16 protein-coding genes and 1 pseudogene are annotated in these 16,684 nt (G+C 53.9%); 14 read left to right on the top strand and 3 right to left on the bottom strand.

Features of this window, described 5'->3' with window-relative positions; all coding sequences use genetic code 11:
- Window positions 1-47: 47 nt before the first annotated feature.
- Window positions 48-1,295 (bottom strand): tryptophan permease, encoded by a 1,248-nt coding sequence (mtr, locus tag ACSHSR_RS00445; protein ID WP_028780849.1) that lies wholly within the window; start codon window positions 1,293-1,295, stop codon window positions 48-50.
- Entirely contained in the window at window positions 1,295-3,721 is a 2,427-nt protein-coding gene (plsB, locus tag ACSHSR_RS00440; protein WP_479631159.1) for a glycerol-3-phosphate 1-O-acyltransferase PlsB, read from the bottom strand. Before plsB ends, mtr begins: the two co-directional genes overlap by 1 nt.
- Before the next feature lie 266 nt (window positions 3,722-3,987).
- Here plsB and lexA point away from each other — a divergent pair, with 266 nt between their 5' ends.
- The 6 genes and pseudogenes from lexA to ACSHSR_RS00410 all read left to right on the top strand — a co-directional run bounded on the left by lexA (window position 3,988) and on the right by ACSHSR_RS00410 (window position 9,752).
- The gene (gene lexA, locus ACSHSR_RS00435) at window positions 3,988-4,608 is read left to right on the top strand and encodes a transcriptional repressor LexA (RefSeq protein WP_025010814.1); all 621 of its coding nucleotides are present in this window, start codon (window positions 3,988-3,990) and stop codon (window positions 4,606-4,608) included.
- Window positions 4,605-5,096, top strand: coding sequence for a cell division inhibitor SulA (locus ACSHSR_RS00430; protein WP_037475197.1), 492 nt, complete (start codon window positions 4,605-4,607; stop codon window positions 5,094-5,096). Before lexA ends, ACSHSR_RS00430 begins: the two co-directional genes overlap by 4 nt.
- 468 nt (window positions 5,097-5,564) lie before the next feature.
- Window positions 5,565-6,686: pseudogene (gene coxB, locus ACSHSR_RS00425) on the top strand (cytochrome c oxidase subunit II); the annotation flags it as partial.
- Between the two features lie 18 nt (window positions 6,687-6,704).
- Window positions 6,705-8,315: a cytochrome c oxidase subunit I gene (gene ctaD, locus ACSHSR_RS00420; RefSeq protein WP_025010816.1), complete on the top strand. Its 1,611-nt coding sequence runs from the start codon at window positions 6,705-6,707 to the stop codon at window positions 8,313-8,315.
- 1 nt (window position 8,316) lies between these two features.
- Window positions 8,317-8,880 (top strand): cytochrome c oxidase assembly protein, encoded by a 564-nt coding sequence (locus ACSHSR_RS00415; RefSeq protein ID WP_479631158.1) that lies wholly within the window; start codon window positions 8,317-8,319, stop codon window positions 8,878-8,880.
- The gene (locus tag ACSHSR_RS00410; RefSeq protein WP_025888193.1) at window positions 8,877-9,752 is read left to right on the top strand and encodes a cytochrome c oxidase subunit 3; all 876 of its coding nucleotides are present in this window, start codon (window positions 8,877-8,879) and stop codon (window positions 9,750-9,752) included. Before ACSHSR_RS00415 ends, ACSHSR_RS00410 begins: the two co-directional genes overlap by 4 nt.
- Here the strand turns inward: ACSHSR_RS00410 and ACSHSR_RS00405 are convergent.
- Window positions 9,749-9,967 (bottom strand): DUF2909 family protein, encoded by a 219-nt coding sequence (locus ACSHSR_RS00405; RefSeq protein WP_025010819.1) that lies wholly within the window; start codon window positions 9,965-9,967, stop codon window positions 9,749-9,751. The two genes, ACSHSR_RS00410 and ACSHSR_RS00405, sit on opposite strands and share 4 nt — an antisense overlap.
- Here ACSHSR_RS00405 and ACSHSR_RS00400 point away from each other — a divergent pair.
- From ACSHSR_RS00400 to ACSHSR_RS00365, 8 genes are all read left to right on the top strand, one after another.
- Window positions 9,939-10,685, top strand: a complete 747-nt coding sequence (locus ACSHSR_RS00400; protein ID WP_107006021.1) for an SURF1 family protein — start codon at window positions 9,939-9,941, stop codon at window positions 10,683-10,685. The genes ACSHSR_RS00405 and ACSHSR_RS00400 overlap by 29 nt on opposite strands.
- Before the next feature lie 51 nt (window positions 10,686-10,736).
- The gene (locus ACSHSR_RS00395; protein WP_054745309.1) at window positions 10,737-11,279 is read left to right on the top strand and encodes a thioredoxin domain-containing protein; all 543 of its coding nucleotides are present in this window, start codon (window positions 10,737-10,739) and stop codon (window positions 11,277-11,279) included.
- Window positions 11,279-12,262 (top strand): COX15/CtaA family protein, encoded by a 984-nt coding sequence (locus tag ACSHSR_RS00390; RefSeq protein ID WP_412496980.1) that lies wholly within the window; start codon window positions 11,279-11,281, stop codon window positions 12,260-12,262. The genes ACSHSR_RS00395 and ACSHSR_RS00390 overlap by 1 nt, the downstream gene beginning before the upstream one ends.
- Before the next feature lie 13 nt (window positions 12,263-12,275).
- Window positions 12,276-13,181 (top strand): heme o synthase, encoded by a 906-nt coding sequence (gene cyoE / locus ACSHSR_RS00385; RefSeq protein ID WP_028780842.1) that lies wholly within the window; start codon window positions 12,276-12,278, stop codon window positions 13,179-13,181.
- Window positions 13,182-13,184: 3 nt separating this feature from the next.
- Window positions 13,185-13,832, top strand: coding sequence for an SCO family protein (locus tag ACSHSR_RS00380; protein ID WP_123115445.1), 648 nt, complete (start codon window positions 13,185-13,187; stop codon window positions 13,830-13,832).
- A gap of 105 nt (window positions 13,833-13,937) precedes the next feature.
- On the top strand, window positions 13,938-14,255 hold the full coding sequence (locus ACSHSR_RS00375; protein ID WP_025010824.1) for an STAS domain-containing protein: 318 nt from the start codon (window positions 13,938-13,940) through the stop codon (window positions 14,253-14,255).
- Window positions 14,233-14,595: a response regulator gene (locus tag ACSHSR_RS00370; RefSeq protein ID WP_025010825.1), complete on the top strand. Its 363-nt coding sequence runs from the start codon at window positions 14,233-14,235 to the stop codon at window positions 14,593-14,595. Before ACSHSR_RS00375 ends, ACSHSR_RS00370 begins: the two co-directional genes overlap by 23 nt.
- 21 nt (window positions 14,596-14,616) lie before the next feature.
- Complete coding sequence (locus ACSHSR_RS00365; RefSeq protein ID WP_123115444.1) at window positions 14,617-16,683, top strand: chemotaxis protein CheA; 2,067 nt, start codon at window positions 14,617-14,619, stop codon at window positions 16,681-16,683.
- The last annotated feature ends 1 nt before the right edge of the window (window position 16,684 follow it).

The following is a 16,684-nucleotide window of genomic DNA, read 5'->3' as shown; positions in this document are numbered from 1 at the left end:
AAGGTGGGGCTCTCTCATTCCCTTGAAAAAGAGAGCCGCTCCTCACTTCAGGAATACTTGGGTAACATGCCGGCCATGGCCAACAGATGGCAGGCGGCCGTCAGCACCCCAAACAGCACTACTATCGCTATCAAAGGCGTACCACCCGGTACGCGAAAACCCGGGTTATCGGCAAACTGTTGCCTTGAGCGCCAAGCCATCAAGGCCGGCACTATTACAGCCCAAACCGTGGCCGCCAAGGCAGCGAAGCCAATGGCTACCAGGAAGCCATCTGGAAACAGCATACCTAGCAGAGTCGGAGGCAGAAAAGTCACCAGGGCGGTCTTGACCCTGCCGCTGCGACTGTCGTCAAAACCAAACAGATCTGCCAGATAGTCAAACAAACCCAAGGTTACCCCAAGGAATGAAGACGCCACGGCCAGATTGGCAAACAGGGTGAGCATGGTGTTGAGCAGCGAGTTATCCATCACCTTGGACAAGGCGCCGACCAATACCCCCATATTGCCGCCCTGGGCAATAATGGCGCCGAATTCACCGCGGGAAATATTACCCATGGTTGCCACCAGCCAACACAGGTAGATAGCCAAGGCGATAAAGGTACCAACAAAAATCGCCTTAATTATGGTGCCCGGCTGTTTGCCGTAGTATTTCACCAGAGACGGCACATTACCGTGATAACCAAAACTAGCCAGGCCGAAAGGAATGGCCGCCCACAGATATGAGCCATAGCTGCTCTCACCATTAGGTAGCAGTAGCTTACTGGTATCAACGCCGATCAACAGATTGCCTATCGCCAGAAAGAAGCTGATGATCATCCCTCCCAGCATTATGGTAGTGATCCGATCCACAGCCTTGGTGCTGATAAGCACAACCAGCGCCAGCACCAGGGCAAACACCAAGGCGGCAAAACTCTGCGGCAGGCTGATATCCATACCTTCCAGGCTATGATTGACTATGGAGCCGCCGCCACTGATATAGGCATAAGTGAGAATATAGAGCACGAAGGTTATCGAAGCACCGTTAAGCACCCGCCAAAACTGCCCCAGGGTCTCCTTGGTGAGGGTGTCAAAGCTGGCACCGGGTTCAAAATGCAGGTTGGTTTCCAGCAGCAGCAGCCCGGACATGAACATGCAAAACCACACCCCCAGCAGCATAAGCACAGAATAGCCAAACCACATGCCGGCGCCTTCTACCGGCAGGGAAAACATCCCGGCACCGACCGTGGTCCCGGCGATGATCATGGCGCCGCCCAGCAAAGACGCCTTGGCAGGCGCCGCATTCATATGATTGGCCATCAGGCCTCCTGTTCGGCGGCGACGCTGTCGACTATGGTTTGCTTGACCTGTGGACGCAACAACTGGTTGGCATAATCCCGGGTTCGTTCTATATCATGGCGGGTATCTTCCTTGGTGAGATACCCCAGCTCTTTGAGCTTGATACTCAAGATGCCGTAGAGTTTCTTGTCGTAAAACTCGGGGGCCGTAATCCCATGCAGCGCGCCCAGACGACTGGCCAATTTATGGCTTTCGCGCTCCAAATCGCCACGCTCAATACCTGGGTGAGCGGCCAGCAAATTAAGGATGATGGCGTAGCGCTGCAGGGTTTCGCTCATAGTTTCAGCCAGCAGCGCCAGCGGATTTATCCCGGCTTCCAGCACCCGGAAACCATTGGCTTCTTCGGCGACCAAACCTTTGGCAATGAAACGATCCAGCAGCTGATCGGCATAGGCACTGACATCGGCCTTACCCATAAACAGCTCGGCCTGCAGCAGAGGGTAGAAATCCTCAAGCACCGCCTGCATCTGAGCGCGGCAGCACTGCTCCAGGCGCACCAGGCAGCTGGCCAGCAAAGAAGGCACCATAAACAGGTGAATGATGTTGTTGCGATAGTAAGTCATGGTTACCGCAATCGACTCGTCGATTGAGATGATATCGCCCAGTTCATCTTCCTGAACCGTGAACTTATTCAGCTCCAGACCTTGTTGCAGCAACTGCTTACCGTCGCCCTCAGCTACAGAAGTGTACTGGGTATATGGCACTTCCTTGAGCAGATCCAGATACAAGTCCAACTGACGTTCCAACTGGCTTCGCTCCAGCGCATTCTGCTCTGATGACAAGAGTACCAGGCTGGTAAGAGTCACGGCGCTGGCAGCGGCGGCATCGTTGATATGAGTCATCACCCTATTGGCCAGAGTATTAACCGCCGGGGTCAGCCAGCTGGGTTTCTGCTCGGGATCGGCCGCCACTTCTTCGCGCCAGTTGGGCGCCGCTTCACTGAGGAAGTTTTGCAGCGTCACAGGCTCACCAAAGTTCACATACCCCTGACCGAAATTGCCCAGCTTACGCAAGGCGCCAACCACCTGCCAAACAGATTCTTTCTGCTTTTTCTTGCCGCTGAGTTCTTTGTGGTAAGTGGCCACTTCCATGACATGGTCGTAGCCCAGGTACACGGGCACCAGAGTCACCGGCCGTTCAATGCCCCGCAGCACAGAGTTGACTGTCATCGCCAGCATCCCTGTCTTGGGTGACAACAGCCGCCCGGTACGAGAGCGGCCACCTTCGGTGAAGTATTCGACCGAATAGCCTTTGGCAAACAGCTGATCCAGATACTCGCGGAACACAGCGGTATAAAGCTTGTTACCGTTGAAGCTGCGGCGGATGAAGAAAGCACCACCGCGGCGGAACATGGGCCCGGCGGGCCAGAAGTTCAAGTTGATACCGGCGGCTATATGGGGCGGAACCATACCCTGAAAATAGAGAATATAGGAGAGCAGCAGGTAATCCATATGACTGCGGTGGCAAGGCACATAAACTATCTCATGCCCATCGTGGTGCAGCTGGCGTATCTGCTCGGCGCCCTTGATGTTGATCCCCTTGTAGAGCTTGTTCCACAACCAGGTGAGGATCCGCTCGGCAATACGCACCAGGCTGTCGGAATAGTGGGCAGCAATCTCATCGAGGTATTCTTCCGCCATCTCCCTGGCTCTAGCCTCGGGGATCTTCTTGGCAGCGGCCTCTTCTTTAATCGCCTTTTTCAGCGTTTCCGAACGCAGCAACTCATTGAACAGAGCCTGACGGTTGGGCAGCACGGGCCCAGTCATCACCTTGCGTTGCCGGCGGAAATGTACCCTGGCCACCCGTGACAACTTATGGGCAATAGCCTTGTCGGTCCCATGTTCATCGGCCATCAGCCGCAACGACACGGCATTGGAAAACTGCACAAAGTTGTCGCGCCCCAGAAACAGGATCATCAGAAACTTGCGCAGCCAAGTGGGATTTTCCCGCTCAAATACGGCGGCACGCATGCTGTCATCTTCCTTACCCGGAGTGCGGCCCCAATAGAGGCTCACTGGCACCAATTGAATATCCAGTTGTGGATTGGCCTGATGCAGGTTCAGCAGAGAAGTGAAACAGCTGAGAAATGGCTTGTTGCTCTTGCGCTTGCCGAATAGGGGCTTGGCTCCTTCCAGGCAGACGACTCGGGGAACGGTAATATCATCAACCTTGAGTGCCTCATAAGGACAAGGCAAACCAAACTTACGGGTGACTTCCGCCAATGCCGCAATATCACTGACAGATTCCGTCTTCATTACATAGGCCATCGGCTTAGCCGGATCCAGGTTCAAATCGGCGAAAGGATCCTGAGGCACCACAGTGGTATGCACCAGCTTGCTTTGGAGCCAGCGAAGAGATTTAAACCAGAATGAATCTTGTTTGGACATGTTTTTTTCAGTGTCTGAGCCACAATCAATAGCCCAATAGAATACCAGAATTTCCTGAACCTTAGCTAGGGAAGGTGCGAACCGGCCCCGGCAGTTCCTCTGGCCAATGCCTTGAACTCCCCATGCTGCATGGGCCAAGCCGTTAAAACCAAAGCACCGAATGGCTTACTTAGCCACTCCCTAAAAGTTTCAGTTTTGGTTAATACTTGCACTGATAAAAATACTGTATATACTAACAGGTACTGTATGAAAAAACAGGAATCACCATGAGACCACTGACACCGCGCCAGGCACAGATTCTGGAACTGATTAAACGCAATATAGCCGACACCGGCATGCCGCCAACCCGGGCCGAAATTGCCACCCGGCTGGGCTTCAAGAGCGCCAATGCCGCCGAGGAACACCTCAAGGCATTGGCCAAGAAAGGCTGTATTGAGATCATGCCAGGCACCTCTCGTGGTATTCGCCTGCCTCATGATGAACAAGCGGAGTCAGAAACAGGCTTGCCCCTGATTGGTCAGGTTGCCGCCGGTGAACCCATACTGGCTCAGGAACACGTTGAGCAGTATTACCAGGTCGACCCTGGCATGTTCCACCCCAATGCCGACTTTCTGCTACGGGTACGCGGCGACAGCATGAAGAACATAGGTATTCTCGAAGGTGATCTCCTGGCGGTTCACAAGGTACAGGAAGCCCGTAACGGTCAAGTCGTGGTGGCCAGGGTTGAAGACGATGTAACTGTGAAACGCTTTGAAAAGAAAGGTAATGTGGTTTATCTACATGCCGAGAACGAGGCTTACTCCCCAATAAAAGTCGACCTGACTTTCCAGCCATTGACCATTGAAGGACTGGCGGTAGGGATAATACGCAATGGAGACTGGCTATGAGCATAATGACTGGCAACGCCCCAAGACACCCAGGCCTGTGGACAGACACCGGTATTGCCGGCAATCAGCCTTGGCAACATACCGGTATCTCCAGCTTGGCCAGCCATAGCCAGGGACGTCAGGAATTATTGCGCCTCTGCCCTCAATTGGCGCAATTGAGTCAACAGGGACGCTGGATAGTCTTGATTAACGCCCCGGCCAGCATAGGTTACAAAGAAACCTTAGCAAGGGCCGGTGTCAGAATGGATAGAGTACTCTTGGTGCGCACCAAGGATGAAGTAGAAGCCTTGTGGGCAACGGAAAGAGCCCTGACCAACGGCACCTCCAGTGCAGTGATCAGTTGGATAGACAGCCTGGATGCCCGTGATAACCGCCGATTGCAGCTGGTCGCCCGTAACGCCAGAGCCATGGGCATAGTGTTGGAAACGGGACAGCAGGCGAAAGAGGTGGATAACCACCTCAACGAACTTACCCACTCCATCCATTGATTGTGTTTAAAGGCCATCCCTGGGATGGCCTTTTTTCTGTGCCTTTTTGGTGCAATGCCTTCCCCTGTCAATCGGCGGCAAACCGCGCAGCTCTGCTACTCACACAGAATTCACCTCTGGATTAACAGACGCTTTTTTTTCATATAGTTAGAAAACATCGTGATCTTGATCAATATTTAATCTACAAGTAATGTAAGAACAACGATTGTGTTATCTCCATGCAATTCGTCGTAGGTTGACCGCCCCATTTCGATTCATAGCGAGTGGTGCCGTCGCCGGAAATGCTGAGTATATTCAGCGGTAAGTGCAACAGTGGTCACCACCTGTATACCTAGAGCTAAGTGAAACCGCCGCCGCACTTTGAAGTCATCGTTGCTTTTTTGGGAACTGAAGAGTTTGCATAGAGCAAAGACTTACTGTGTGACTCTTCTTTGTAGTTGCGAATGCAATTGACAGAGGAGATGTCTTGTGAAGCAATGGCTGTGTGTTTTGCTGACCTTGTTGTGCGTCAGCTTGTTGTCTCCAGGCGCTCAGGCAGATATGCCCTTGAATATGACTCAAGGGGTAACTGAGATCAGTGGCAAGGTGTATCACCTGCACATGATCATTCTTTATATCTGTTGCGCCATAGGTTTGGTCGTATTCGGCGTGATGATCTACGCCATGATCAACCATAGGAAGTCCAAAGGGGCAGTCTCGTCCCAATTCCATGAAAGTACCAAGGTAGAAATTGCCTGGACGCTTATCCCCTTTTTAATCCTGATCCTGATGGCAATCCCCGCAACCAAAACGCTGATTGCCATGGAAGATCCCAGTGATGCCGACCTGACGGTCAAGATCACCGGCTCGCAATGGAAATGGCACTACAGCTATTTCGGCGAAGACATCGACTTCTTCAGCATATTGGCAACGCCGAGATCCCAGATAGAAGGCCAGGAAGCCAAGGGCGAGCACTACTTACTTGAAGTCGACAAGCCTTTGGTATTGCCCATCAATCGCAAAGTCCGATTCCTGATGACCTCAGATGATGTGATCCACTCCTGGTGGGTGCCCGCCTTTGCCGTCAAAAAAGACGCCAATCCCGGTTTTATTAACGAAGCCTGGACCCGGGTGGACAAACCGGGGATCTACCGCGGCCAATGTGCCGAGCTTTGCGGTAAAGACCACGGCTTTATGCCGATTGTGGTGAAGGTACTGGCAGAAGATGAGTTTGACGCCTGGATGGCGGAACAGAAACAAGCCGCGGCTACGGCCGCCGAAGAAGCTCAGGCGGCCCTCAGTGAGACCATGAGCCATGATGAGGCCATGGCGCTTGGCGAACAGATCTATATGGCGCGTTGCGCCGCCTGTCATCAGCCCAACGGCGCCGGACTTCAAGGGGTGTTCCCGGCGCTCAAGGGCAGTGCTATTGCCATAGGCCCAATCGCTGCCCATCTGGACATAGTGATCCATGGCAAGACAGGCACCGCCATGCAGGCCTTCGGCAAACAGATAACCGCCAAGGAACTGGCTGCTGTGGTGACCTATGAGCGTAATGCCTGGGGCAATAATACAGGCGACACAGTGCAAGCCGCCGATGTCAATAACCACGGGCAGTAGGGGGAGAAGATGAACTCATTCAGTCAAGATGCCGAAGCCGGCGTTCAGGAAATCGCTGAACAGGAACACCAGCATCATCACGCCCCCAAGGGGATCATGCGCTGGTTGCTGACCACCAACCATAAAGACATAGGCACACTCTATCTCTGGTTCAGCTTCATCATGTTCCTGATAGGGGGCGCCATGGCCATGGTGATCCGTGCTGAGCTATTCCAGCCCGGATTGCAACTGGTCGAACCCAACTTCTTTAACCAAATGACCACAGTTCATGGCCTTATCATGGTTTTTGGCGCCGTGATGCCGGCCTTTACCGGTCTGGCCAACTGGTTGATCCCCATGATGATAGGTGCGCCGGATATGGCGCTGCCGCGGATGAACAACTGGAGCTTCTGGATTTTGCCCTTCGCCTTCCTGATCCTGCTTAGCTCATTGTTTATGGAAGGTGGCGGCCCCAATTTTGGCTGGACCTTCTATGCCCCATTGTCGACAACTTATAGCGCCGACAGTACAGCCTTGTTTGTTTTTTCAATACATATCATGGGGATAAGCTCAATTATGGGGGCTATCAACGTGATAGTCACCATAGTGAATCTGCGCGCACCTGGCATGAACTGGATGAAGCTACCCCTGTTCGTCTGGACCTGGCTTATCACCGCCTTCCTTCTGATAGCCGTTATGCCTGTATTAGCCGGGGCTGTGACCATGGTACTCACAGACAAATTCTTCGGCACCAGCTTCTTCGATGCCGCCGGCGGCGGAGATCCTGTGATGTTCCAGCATATTTTCTGGTTCTTCGGCCACCCCGAGGTGTACATAATGATATTGCCGTCATTCGGCATCATCTCGGCCATCATTCCGGCATTCAGTCGCAAGCCTTTGTTTGGCTACGCCTCAATGGTCTACGCCACCGCCAGCATCGCGATCCTCTCCTTCCTGGTGTGGGCACATCACATGTTCACCACAGGTATGCCTGTCTTTGCCGAACTCTTCTTTATGTACTGCACCATGCTGATTGCCGTGCCAACCGGGGTCAAGGTATTCAACTGGGTTGCCACCATGTGGCGGGGATCCATCAGCTTTGAAGCCCCTATGATGTTCGCTTGTGCCTTTATTATTCTCTTCACCATAGGCGGCTTCTCCGGCCTGATGTTGGCAATCACCCCAGCCGACTTCCAATACCATGACACTTACTTTGTGGTTGCCCATTTTCATTATGTGCTGGTCACCGGCGCCATCTTCTCCATCATGGCCGCCGCCTATTACTGGCTACCCAAGTGGACCGGGCATATGTACAGCGAGACCTTGGCCAAGTGGCATTTCTGGTGCTCGGTCATTTCGGTCAATGTGTTGTTCTTCCCGATGCATTTCCTCGGGCTGGCCGGTATGCCCAGACGCATCCCCGACTACTCGGTGCAGTTTGCCGATGTCAATCAGATTGTCTCCATTGGCGGTTTTGCCTTTGGCCTGTCACAGCTGATATTTCTGGTACTGGTGATCAAGTGTATTCGTGGTGGCGCCCAGGCTCCGGCCAAACCTTGGGAAGGAGCCCAGGGGCTTGAGTGGACACTCCCAAGTCCGGCGCCTTATCACACCTTCAGCACTCCGCCGGAGATTAAGTGATATGACAGACTCCCGCCCCGACAACCGTAAACTGGTACGCCTGCTGCTACTTGGCGCCGTAGCCATGTTCGGCTTCGGCTTTGCCCTGGTGCCGCTCTATGATGTGCTTTGTCAGCAGTTGGGGATCAATGGCAAGACCAACACCAGCGCCGCTACTTATATTGCCCAAGTGGATAACAGCCGCTTGGTCACTGTGGAGTTTATCTCTCAGGTGACCAAGGGAATGCCTTGGGAGTTCAAGCCGGAAGTGACCAGTATCAAGGTGCATCCCGGCCAGTTGACCCATACCCGCTTTCTGGCCCGCAACCTGTCACACCAATACAAGATAGGTCAGGCGATCCCTTCCGTTTCACCGGGACAAGGCGCCGCCTACTTCAATAAAACCGAGTGTTTCTGTTTCAATCAGCAGCCGCTGGCTGCCGATGCCAGTGCCGAGCTGCCGCTGGTGTTTTACGTGGATCCGGACCTGCCGGACTCCATCAGCACTCTGACCCTCTCTTACACCCTCTATGACATCACGGATAGACAGATATCCGATGCCCTGGAGCAAGGAGCAGCGAAATGACCAGTAAACATGAACACTATTATGTTCCGGCTCAAAGCGCCTGGCCGATTGTCGGCGCATTGGGGCTTTTCCTTATCGCCTATGGTGCCGGTACTTATGTATCCCAGCTCAAGTCTGACGGTGGCCACGGCAGTTACGTACTGCTGGCAGGAATTGCCGTCATTCTGTTCATGCTGATTGGCTGGTTCAGAAACGTGATCCATGAATCCATGAGTGGTCTCTATTCGCCACAGATGGACAGGTCATTTCGTCAGGGAATGAGTTGGTTCATCTTCTCTGAGGTGATGTTCTTTGCGGCCTTTTTCGGCGCCCTCTTCTATGCCCGTATGGTGGCCGTGCCTTGGTTGGGTGGCGCATCCAACAATGCCATGACCAACGAAGTGCTCTGGCCTGGATTCAGCGCAGGCTGGCCCTTACTGAAAACCCCGGACGGCACTGAAACCCAAGCCATGGGTTGGAATGGTTTACCTCTTTTCAACACCATTATTCTGCTCACCTCCTCTATTACCCTGCACTTTGCCCACCTGGGGTTAGAGAAAGGCAAACGCACCGCCTTAACCCTCTGGCTTGGACTCACCATCTTGCTGGGACTGGCCTTTCTAATCTTGCAGGGAGAGGAATATGTCCATGCCTACACTGAGCTGGGGCTGACGCTGCAGTCCGGTGTCTATGGCAACACCTTCTTCCTGCTGACAGGTTTCCACGGTATGCATGTGACTCTGGGCACGCTATTCCTGTTGGTGCTGTTTTTCAGGGTTTTAAAGGGGCACTTCAGCGCTGAGCGTCACTTTGCCTTTCAGGCCGGCAGCTGGTATTGGCACTTTGTCGATGTGGTTTGGCTATGCCTGTTTGTTTTTGTGTATGTGCTTTAGTAAGGCCGGGGATTAGGGGAAATAATCCCCAGCGCCAATGCCAGCAGCAACAAAAGAACCACCAGCGCCGAAAACAACACCCGGCGGCCAAGAAAACGGCTCATGGGAACAGATGAATCGCCGCGCACCATGATCCACAGGGCGCGACCAAGGTTGAAAATGATGAACAGCAGTAGCAGTACCAATATGACTTTAAAGAAAAAACTGACTGACATTCACTCTCCCATCCCTTGGGGGCGTTACCTTGCACTGTTATTTACTTTGGGGCTGTTTCTACTCATGGTCAAGCTGGGATTCTGGCAACTGCAGCGCGCTGAAGAAAAGCAACTATTGGCTCAGGAGATTGCTGCCAAAGCAGATGCGGGGCCAAGCAGTTTTTCAGCTCTGCTGAGGCAAGACCCTGGCAGCCGGCTCACAGGGCAGAAACTGCAGCTGAGTGCCAATGTATTGAGCGGTAAGCAATTGCTGCTGGACAACCAGGTGTACCAAGGACGAGTGGGCTACCTGTTGCTGCAACCTCTGCAAGTTGAGCCGGAGCAACCCTGGTTATTGCTGGAGCTGGGGTTTATCCCAGCTCCAGAAAAACGCAGTGAACTGCCAGAGATATTGCCATTACCGCCACGCCTCACCCTCGAAGGCCGATTGTGGCAAAAGGGCAGTAACCCACTGAGCCAGGAGCTCTTGGCCGAAGCCGGTTGGCCCAAGCGAATACAGAATCTCAACTGGCCGCAGCTCGAACACTTGCTTGGGCACAAACTGATTCCGGCCGTGTTGCAGCCGGTTCAGCTGGAAGGTGTGGACTTGCCAAGACCCTGGCAGCCATTGCCCATGCCGGCTGAAAAACACTTGGGTTATGCCCTGCAGTGGTTTTCCATGGCTGCAGCCCTGTTGTTACTGCTTGTCTGGTGGCGCTGGAAACTGAATCGACACTAACCATAGGGCGAGCTGAATTCAGAACGCCCAATTACAGCAAGAGGAGCCAGGATGAACTCCCGAACCCAAAGACCACTCTTGATACTACTGCTGGCCTTTGCCCTGCCTGTGATACTGGCAAAACTGGTACTGAGCTTCGAGCTATATCAAGGTGGGGCCACCAATAAGGGCCAGTTGCTGCCGACTAATCTGGGTTATCAGCAACTTGGACTCGACAACCCGCTTCCCGGCCGTTGGCAAGTCCTATACCTGATACCGTCCAACTGCGATGAACTATGCCAGGAACGACTCTACATATTGCAGCAGAGCCATACGGCGCTGGGCGCCGAGATGGACAGGGTCGACACCCTGATTTTCGTTAACCGGGAAAGCGACACGGAAGCTCCGCTAAACAACGACTTTCATCGAGTCACTCTGGATAAACCTCTGACCGCCGAGAATCCATTGCAGCAGCAGATGTTGGTGATAGTCGACCCTCTGGGCGCTTGGGTGTTGGCCTATCCGGGGGTAGTGGATCACCAGAGCCAACTCCTACAGGGCAAGGCCTTGGTCAGCGACCTGCGCAAGCTGTTGAAACTCTCGAGGGTGGGCTGATGAAACTGAACTTGCTACTGAAGATGACCCTCATCTGCACTCTGACGGTCATCCTGTTGGGCGCCTACACCCGGCTGTCGGATGCCGGCCTTGGCTGCCCCGACTGGCCCGGTTGCTATGGCCATATCAAGGTGCCTTCTCAGGCCCATGAATTGGCTCATGTCGAACGCCACTTTCCGGGACAAGAAATAGAACCCAAGAAAGCCTGGCTGGAGATGATCCACAGATATGTGGCCGGCTCGCTGGGGATTCTGGTATTACTTATTTTGATCCAGAGTTGGCGTGGCAGCGCAACCCCGAAGACGCTGCCGGGACTGATCGCTGCCCTGATCGTATTTCAAGCGCTGCTGGGAATGTGGACTGTGACCATGAAACTGATGCCCGTCGTGGTCATGTCTCACCTGCTCGGGGGATTCACCCTGTTTTCGCTGTTGCTGCTGCTGTATCTCAGGCTCCGGCCGCTGCAAATCCCGGATGGCGATCCCAAAGCCCGCACCTTGGCGCCTTTGGCCATGGTGGCGCTGGCCATGGTGGTACTGCAAATTATGCTTGGCGGCTGGACCTCCTCCAACTACGCCGCCCTGGCCTGCACAGAGTTGCCTATCTGCGAAGGTGACTGGAGCAGCAACCTACGTCTGGCAGATGCCTTCTCTCCTTTTCAGGGTCAGCATCCCAGCTTTGAGTTCGGCGTATTGGATTATCACACCCGGATGACCATACATATTGCCCACCGAATAGGTGCCCTGCTGACCGCGATAGTGGTACTTACCCTGGCATTCATGCTCTGGCGCAGAGCCGACTCGAGCATGCTGAAACGCTCGGCTCTGGGACTCACCTTAGTGCTGGGATTACAGCTGTCATTGGGCCTGGCCAACGTATTGCTGCATCTGCCGCTGCCGGTGGCGGTTGCCCATAACGGCGGCGCAGCCCTGCTGCTGCTGACTTTGGTATTCATCAACTATGCGCTTTGGCGTAAAGCCTGAAGAGGGACTGTTTATGGCCAAACTACTCTCCATAGCCCAGGATGCGACCCGCACAGAGATCTCCTGGCGCGATTACCTGGAAATGACCAAGCCCAAGGTGGTGGCGCTGATGCTGCTCACCGTCCTGGTGGGCATGTGCCTGGCGTTGCCCGGTGCCGTCCCCCTACAGCCCTTGCTTGCCGGGCTAATGGGAATTGCCATGATGGCGGGCTCGGCGGCCGCCTTGAATCACCTTATCGATCGACGCATTGATGGCCTGATGGCCCGCACTTATAACCGCCCCTTACCCAAGGGACGAGTGAGCGTGAGCCGAGCCTTGAGCTTTGCCGTCTTGCTTGGATTGGCGGGCTTTACCCTACTCTATTGGCTGGTGAATCCACTCACCGCCTGGTTGACCTGTGCCAGCCTGATTGGCTACGCCCTTATCTATACCGCCTATTTAAAGCGGGCAACCCCCCAAAATATCGTGATAGGTGGCCTTGCCGGTGCCATGCCGCCACTGCTGGGTTGGACGGCGGTAACCAATGACTTTCACGGCCACGCCTGGCTGTTGGTGATCATTATTTTCACCTGGACTCCACCTCATTTCTGGGCCTTGGCCATTCACCGTCAAAAAGAGTATGCCAAGGTGGATATCCCCATGCTGCCTGTGACTCACGGGGTAGAATTTACCAAGACCTGTATTCTGCTCTACACCCTTCTGCTGGCCATCGCCTGCTTATTGCCGGTTTTGGTTGGCTTGAGTGGCCCCGTCTATCTGCTGGCTTCCACCATTCTCAGTTGCCTGTTTATCTACAAGGCCTGGCAACTCAAGTTTGCCGACCGCCCCGGGCTGGCGATGGCCGTGTTCCGTTTCTCCATCTATCAGCTAATGCTGCTGTTTATTGCCCTGCTTGTGGATCATTACCTCTGGAGTTGAATCATGAAGAAACGCATCTTGGTGGCGGGTATTTTGCTCATAGGTCTTGGCGGTTTGGCCAGTGTGCAGCTGTTTCACCGACCTTCGTCTCAGCCGCCGCAGGCACTACAAACCAGCTTTCAATATGAAACCCCAAGGCCTCTGCAACCTTTTGAGTTGCAGGACCAAAACGGTCATCAATTCGATAATGACAAGCTAAAACAGAAATGGAGTCTGATTTTCGCCGGTTACACCTCCTGCCCGGACGTATGTCCCACCACCCTTGGCAAACTCAGTGCCATCTACCCGAAACTGGCACAAGTGGCACCAATACAGGTGATACTGCTCAGTGTCGACCCTGAGCGTGACAGCCAAAGCAAACTCAAAGACTACCTGACCTTCTTTAATCCCGAGTTCATAGGTTTGCGGGCCGAGCACCCGGCATTGCTGCCCTTCAGCCGCGATCTGGGCCTGGTGTATTCACTGGTCGGCGATGGCCCTGACTACCAAGTGGATCACAGCGCCTCTTTAATCCTGATCTCGCCCGACGGCCGCCGCTACGCCACCATCAAGCCCAGTTCACAGACACCCGGACAACTGCCGCAAATCCGCAACGATGAACTGCTGGCCGACTTTCGCACTCTGGTTACTCAGTATCAAGGGCCTCACTAACCCCCTAAAGAGCCTAGTCATTCATATACCATTTTTTCTTTTGAAAAGAGGCAGAAGTGAAATTTGCCGACTATCTTTTGTGTGTTGGGAAAACAGGGAAGCACTATGTCCATCGACACACTGGCACTGGGTTCAGAAATAAGCATTCGCAATATTCAGCCACTCTACCAAAAACTATTGGAGCTCTTGCATCGGGTCGATGAATTGATCCTGGATGCCGGTGAGTTGCACAAGGTGGATACTGCCGGCGCCCAGTTGCTGTACCTGTTTGCTCTGAGTTGCGACAAGCGAGGGTTGAAACTGTCATGGCAACAGGCTCAACCCGCCTTTATCGCTCAACTGACGCGCCTGGGTATCAGGATCCCGACACTCGATTCGGATTTTGAAAAGGAAACGCTCAATGAAGACAATCCTCGCAGTTGATGATTCAGCCTCCATGCGGCAAATGGTGAGCTTTACTCTCAAGACAGCAGGTTTCGACGTGACCGAAGCCAACAATGGCGAGGAAGCGTTGAAAGTAGCCCAAGGCAGAGAGTTTGACCTGGTGATATCGGACGTCAACATGCCAATTATGGATGGTATCGAGCTGATACGTAACTTGCGCGAGCTGCCCAACTACAAGTTTGTGCCCATGTTGATGCTGACCACAGAGTCGACCACAGACAAGAAGCAACAGGGACGAGCGGCCGGAGCCACAGGTTGGATAGTCAAACCCTTCAACCCGGATCAGCTGTTGGCCACGGTTCGCAAAGTATTGGGTTAGCCTCCGGCAAGGAGCGGATATATGGACATAGATCTGAGCCAATTCACCCAGGTGTTCTTTGAAGAAAGCCTCGAAGGCCTGGAGGTCATGGAATCTGAGCTGCTGAAACTGAACGTGCAGCAACCGGATCCGGAAACCATAAATACCATTTTTCGTGCCGCCCATTCGATTAAGGGAGGCAGCGCCACTTTTGGTTTCAACCAGGTCGCCGGATTCACCCACTTGCTGGAAACCCTGTTGGATGAAATCCGTGATGGCCGCCGGGAAATGACCGCCAATCATCAGGATATGTTGCTCTTGTCGGTGGATCTGCTGCGCAACATGCTGCAGGCCTTGATGGCAGGTCAAAGCTTTGAATCGCCCCAGCAACAAGAGCTGGAAAACCGCTTCAATCAGGAGCTGTCCGCAGTTGCCGGGATCGAAGATGCGTCGGATAACGCCAGCCAAAGCAATGAAAAGTCAGCAGCCAAAGTATCAGAAACCAAAGATATTGGGCTCAGCTGGCAGATAGATTTCCATGCCGGCGCCGACATTCTCAGATGCGGCAACGACCCCATTTTGATGTTCAACGAACTCGCCGAGCTGGGTGAGCTAAAGGTCAGCCTGCCAGCGCAGGAACTGCCTGAGTTTGAAGACCTGGACCCCGAATCCTGCCGTCTGTATTGGCAGCTGCAACTCGACACAGAGGCGCCACTTGAGCGGATAAAAGAGGTGTTTGAGTGGGTCGAGGACGACTGCGAAATCCATTATCAGCAGTTGCCCGCCAAGACACAGCTTGTGGAAGGTGTCTCACCGCAGGAACAAGCCCCTATCTCGACTTCTGCCCCAGACTCCCAAGGGGCAGCCACCACAGCCAAAGTGGAGTCCGGCAAGGCTGTTGCCAAAACGGCGGAAACCAGTTCTATCCGGGTCAGCACCGACAAGATAGACATGCTGATCAATATGGTGGGTGAGCTGGTGATCACCCAGGCTATGCTGGGGCAGATAGGCCAACAGGAACGCATTGACGATAACGCTCTGCTGTCACTGCAGCAGGGGCTGGAGCAATTGGCCAATCACACTCGGGATCTGCAGGAAAGCGTGATGCAGATCCGCATGCTGCCTATCAGCTTCGCCTTCAACCGTTTCCCCCGCTTGGTACGCGACATAGGTCAGCAGTTGGGCAAGAAGGTCGAGCTGATCCTCAAAGGTGAGGAGACAGAGCTGGACAAGACAGTGATGGAGAAAATTGTCGACCCCATGGTGCATCTGGTACGTAACTCTTTGGATCACGGCATTGAATCCCCTGCCGTGCGCAGCGCCAAGGGTAAACCGGAAACCGGCAGGATCACCCTCAACGCCTTCCATCAAGGCGGCAATATCGTCATAGAAATAACCGACGACGGCGCCGGATTGGATACCGGCAGAATTCTCGCCAAGGCCAGAGATAAAGGCTTGGTCGGCGCTGAAGAGGAACTCAGCACAGAGGCGATTCAGCAACTCATCTTTAAACCCGGCTTTTCTACCGCCGACAGCGTCTCCGACCTCTCTGGCCGGGGCGTGGGTATGGATGTGGTTAGACGCAACATTCAAGCACTCAGCGGCAGTGTGGAGCTGGCCTCGACGCCCGGCAAGGGTAGCCGTTTTACCATTCGCTTGCCTTTGACCCTGGCCATTCTCGACGGCCAGTTGGTGAGGGTCGGCGAGCATACTTATGTGGTGCCGCTGGTCTCCATCTATGAGTCGTTGCAAGTGGAAAGCAGTAAGGTCAACAAACTGTCTGAAGAGCACGAAGTGATCCGCCTACGAGACGAGTACCTGCCGGTCATCCGCGTTTATCAGGAGTTCAATCACCAGGCTCAGGCCAAAGAGGTCAAAGAGGGGCTGGTGATGGTGGTGGACAACAACAACCAAAAAGTCGGCCTGCTGGTCGATGAGTTGCTGGCGCAGCAACAAGTGGTGATCAAGAGTCTGGAAGACAACTACGCCAAAGTGCCCGGGGTGTCCGGTGCCACTATTCTCGGTGACGGCCGGGTGGCGCTGATAGTGGATATTCCCGGACTCGTGACCATGTCTGGCCTCAATCAAACTCAGGAACATGCAGCCTAGA

Source organism: Shewanella sp. VK101 (assembly GCF_056497865.1).
This window is presented reverse-complemented; position numbering and strand designations above follow the sequence as displayed.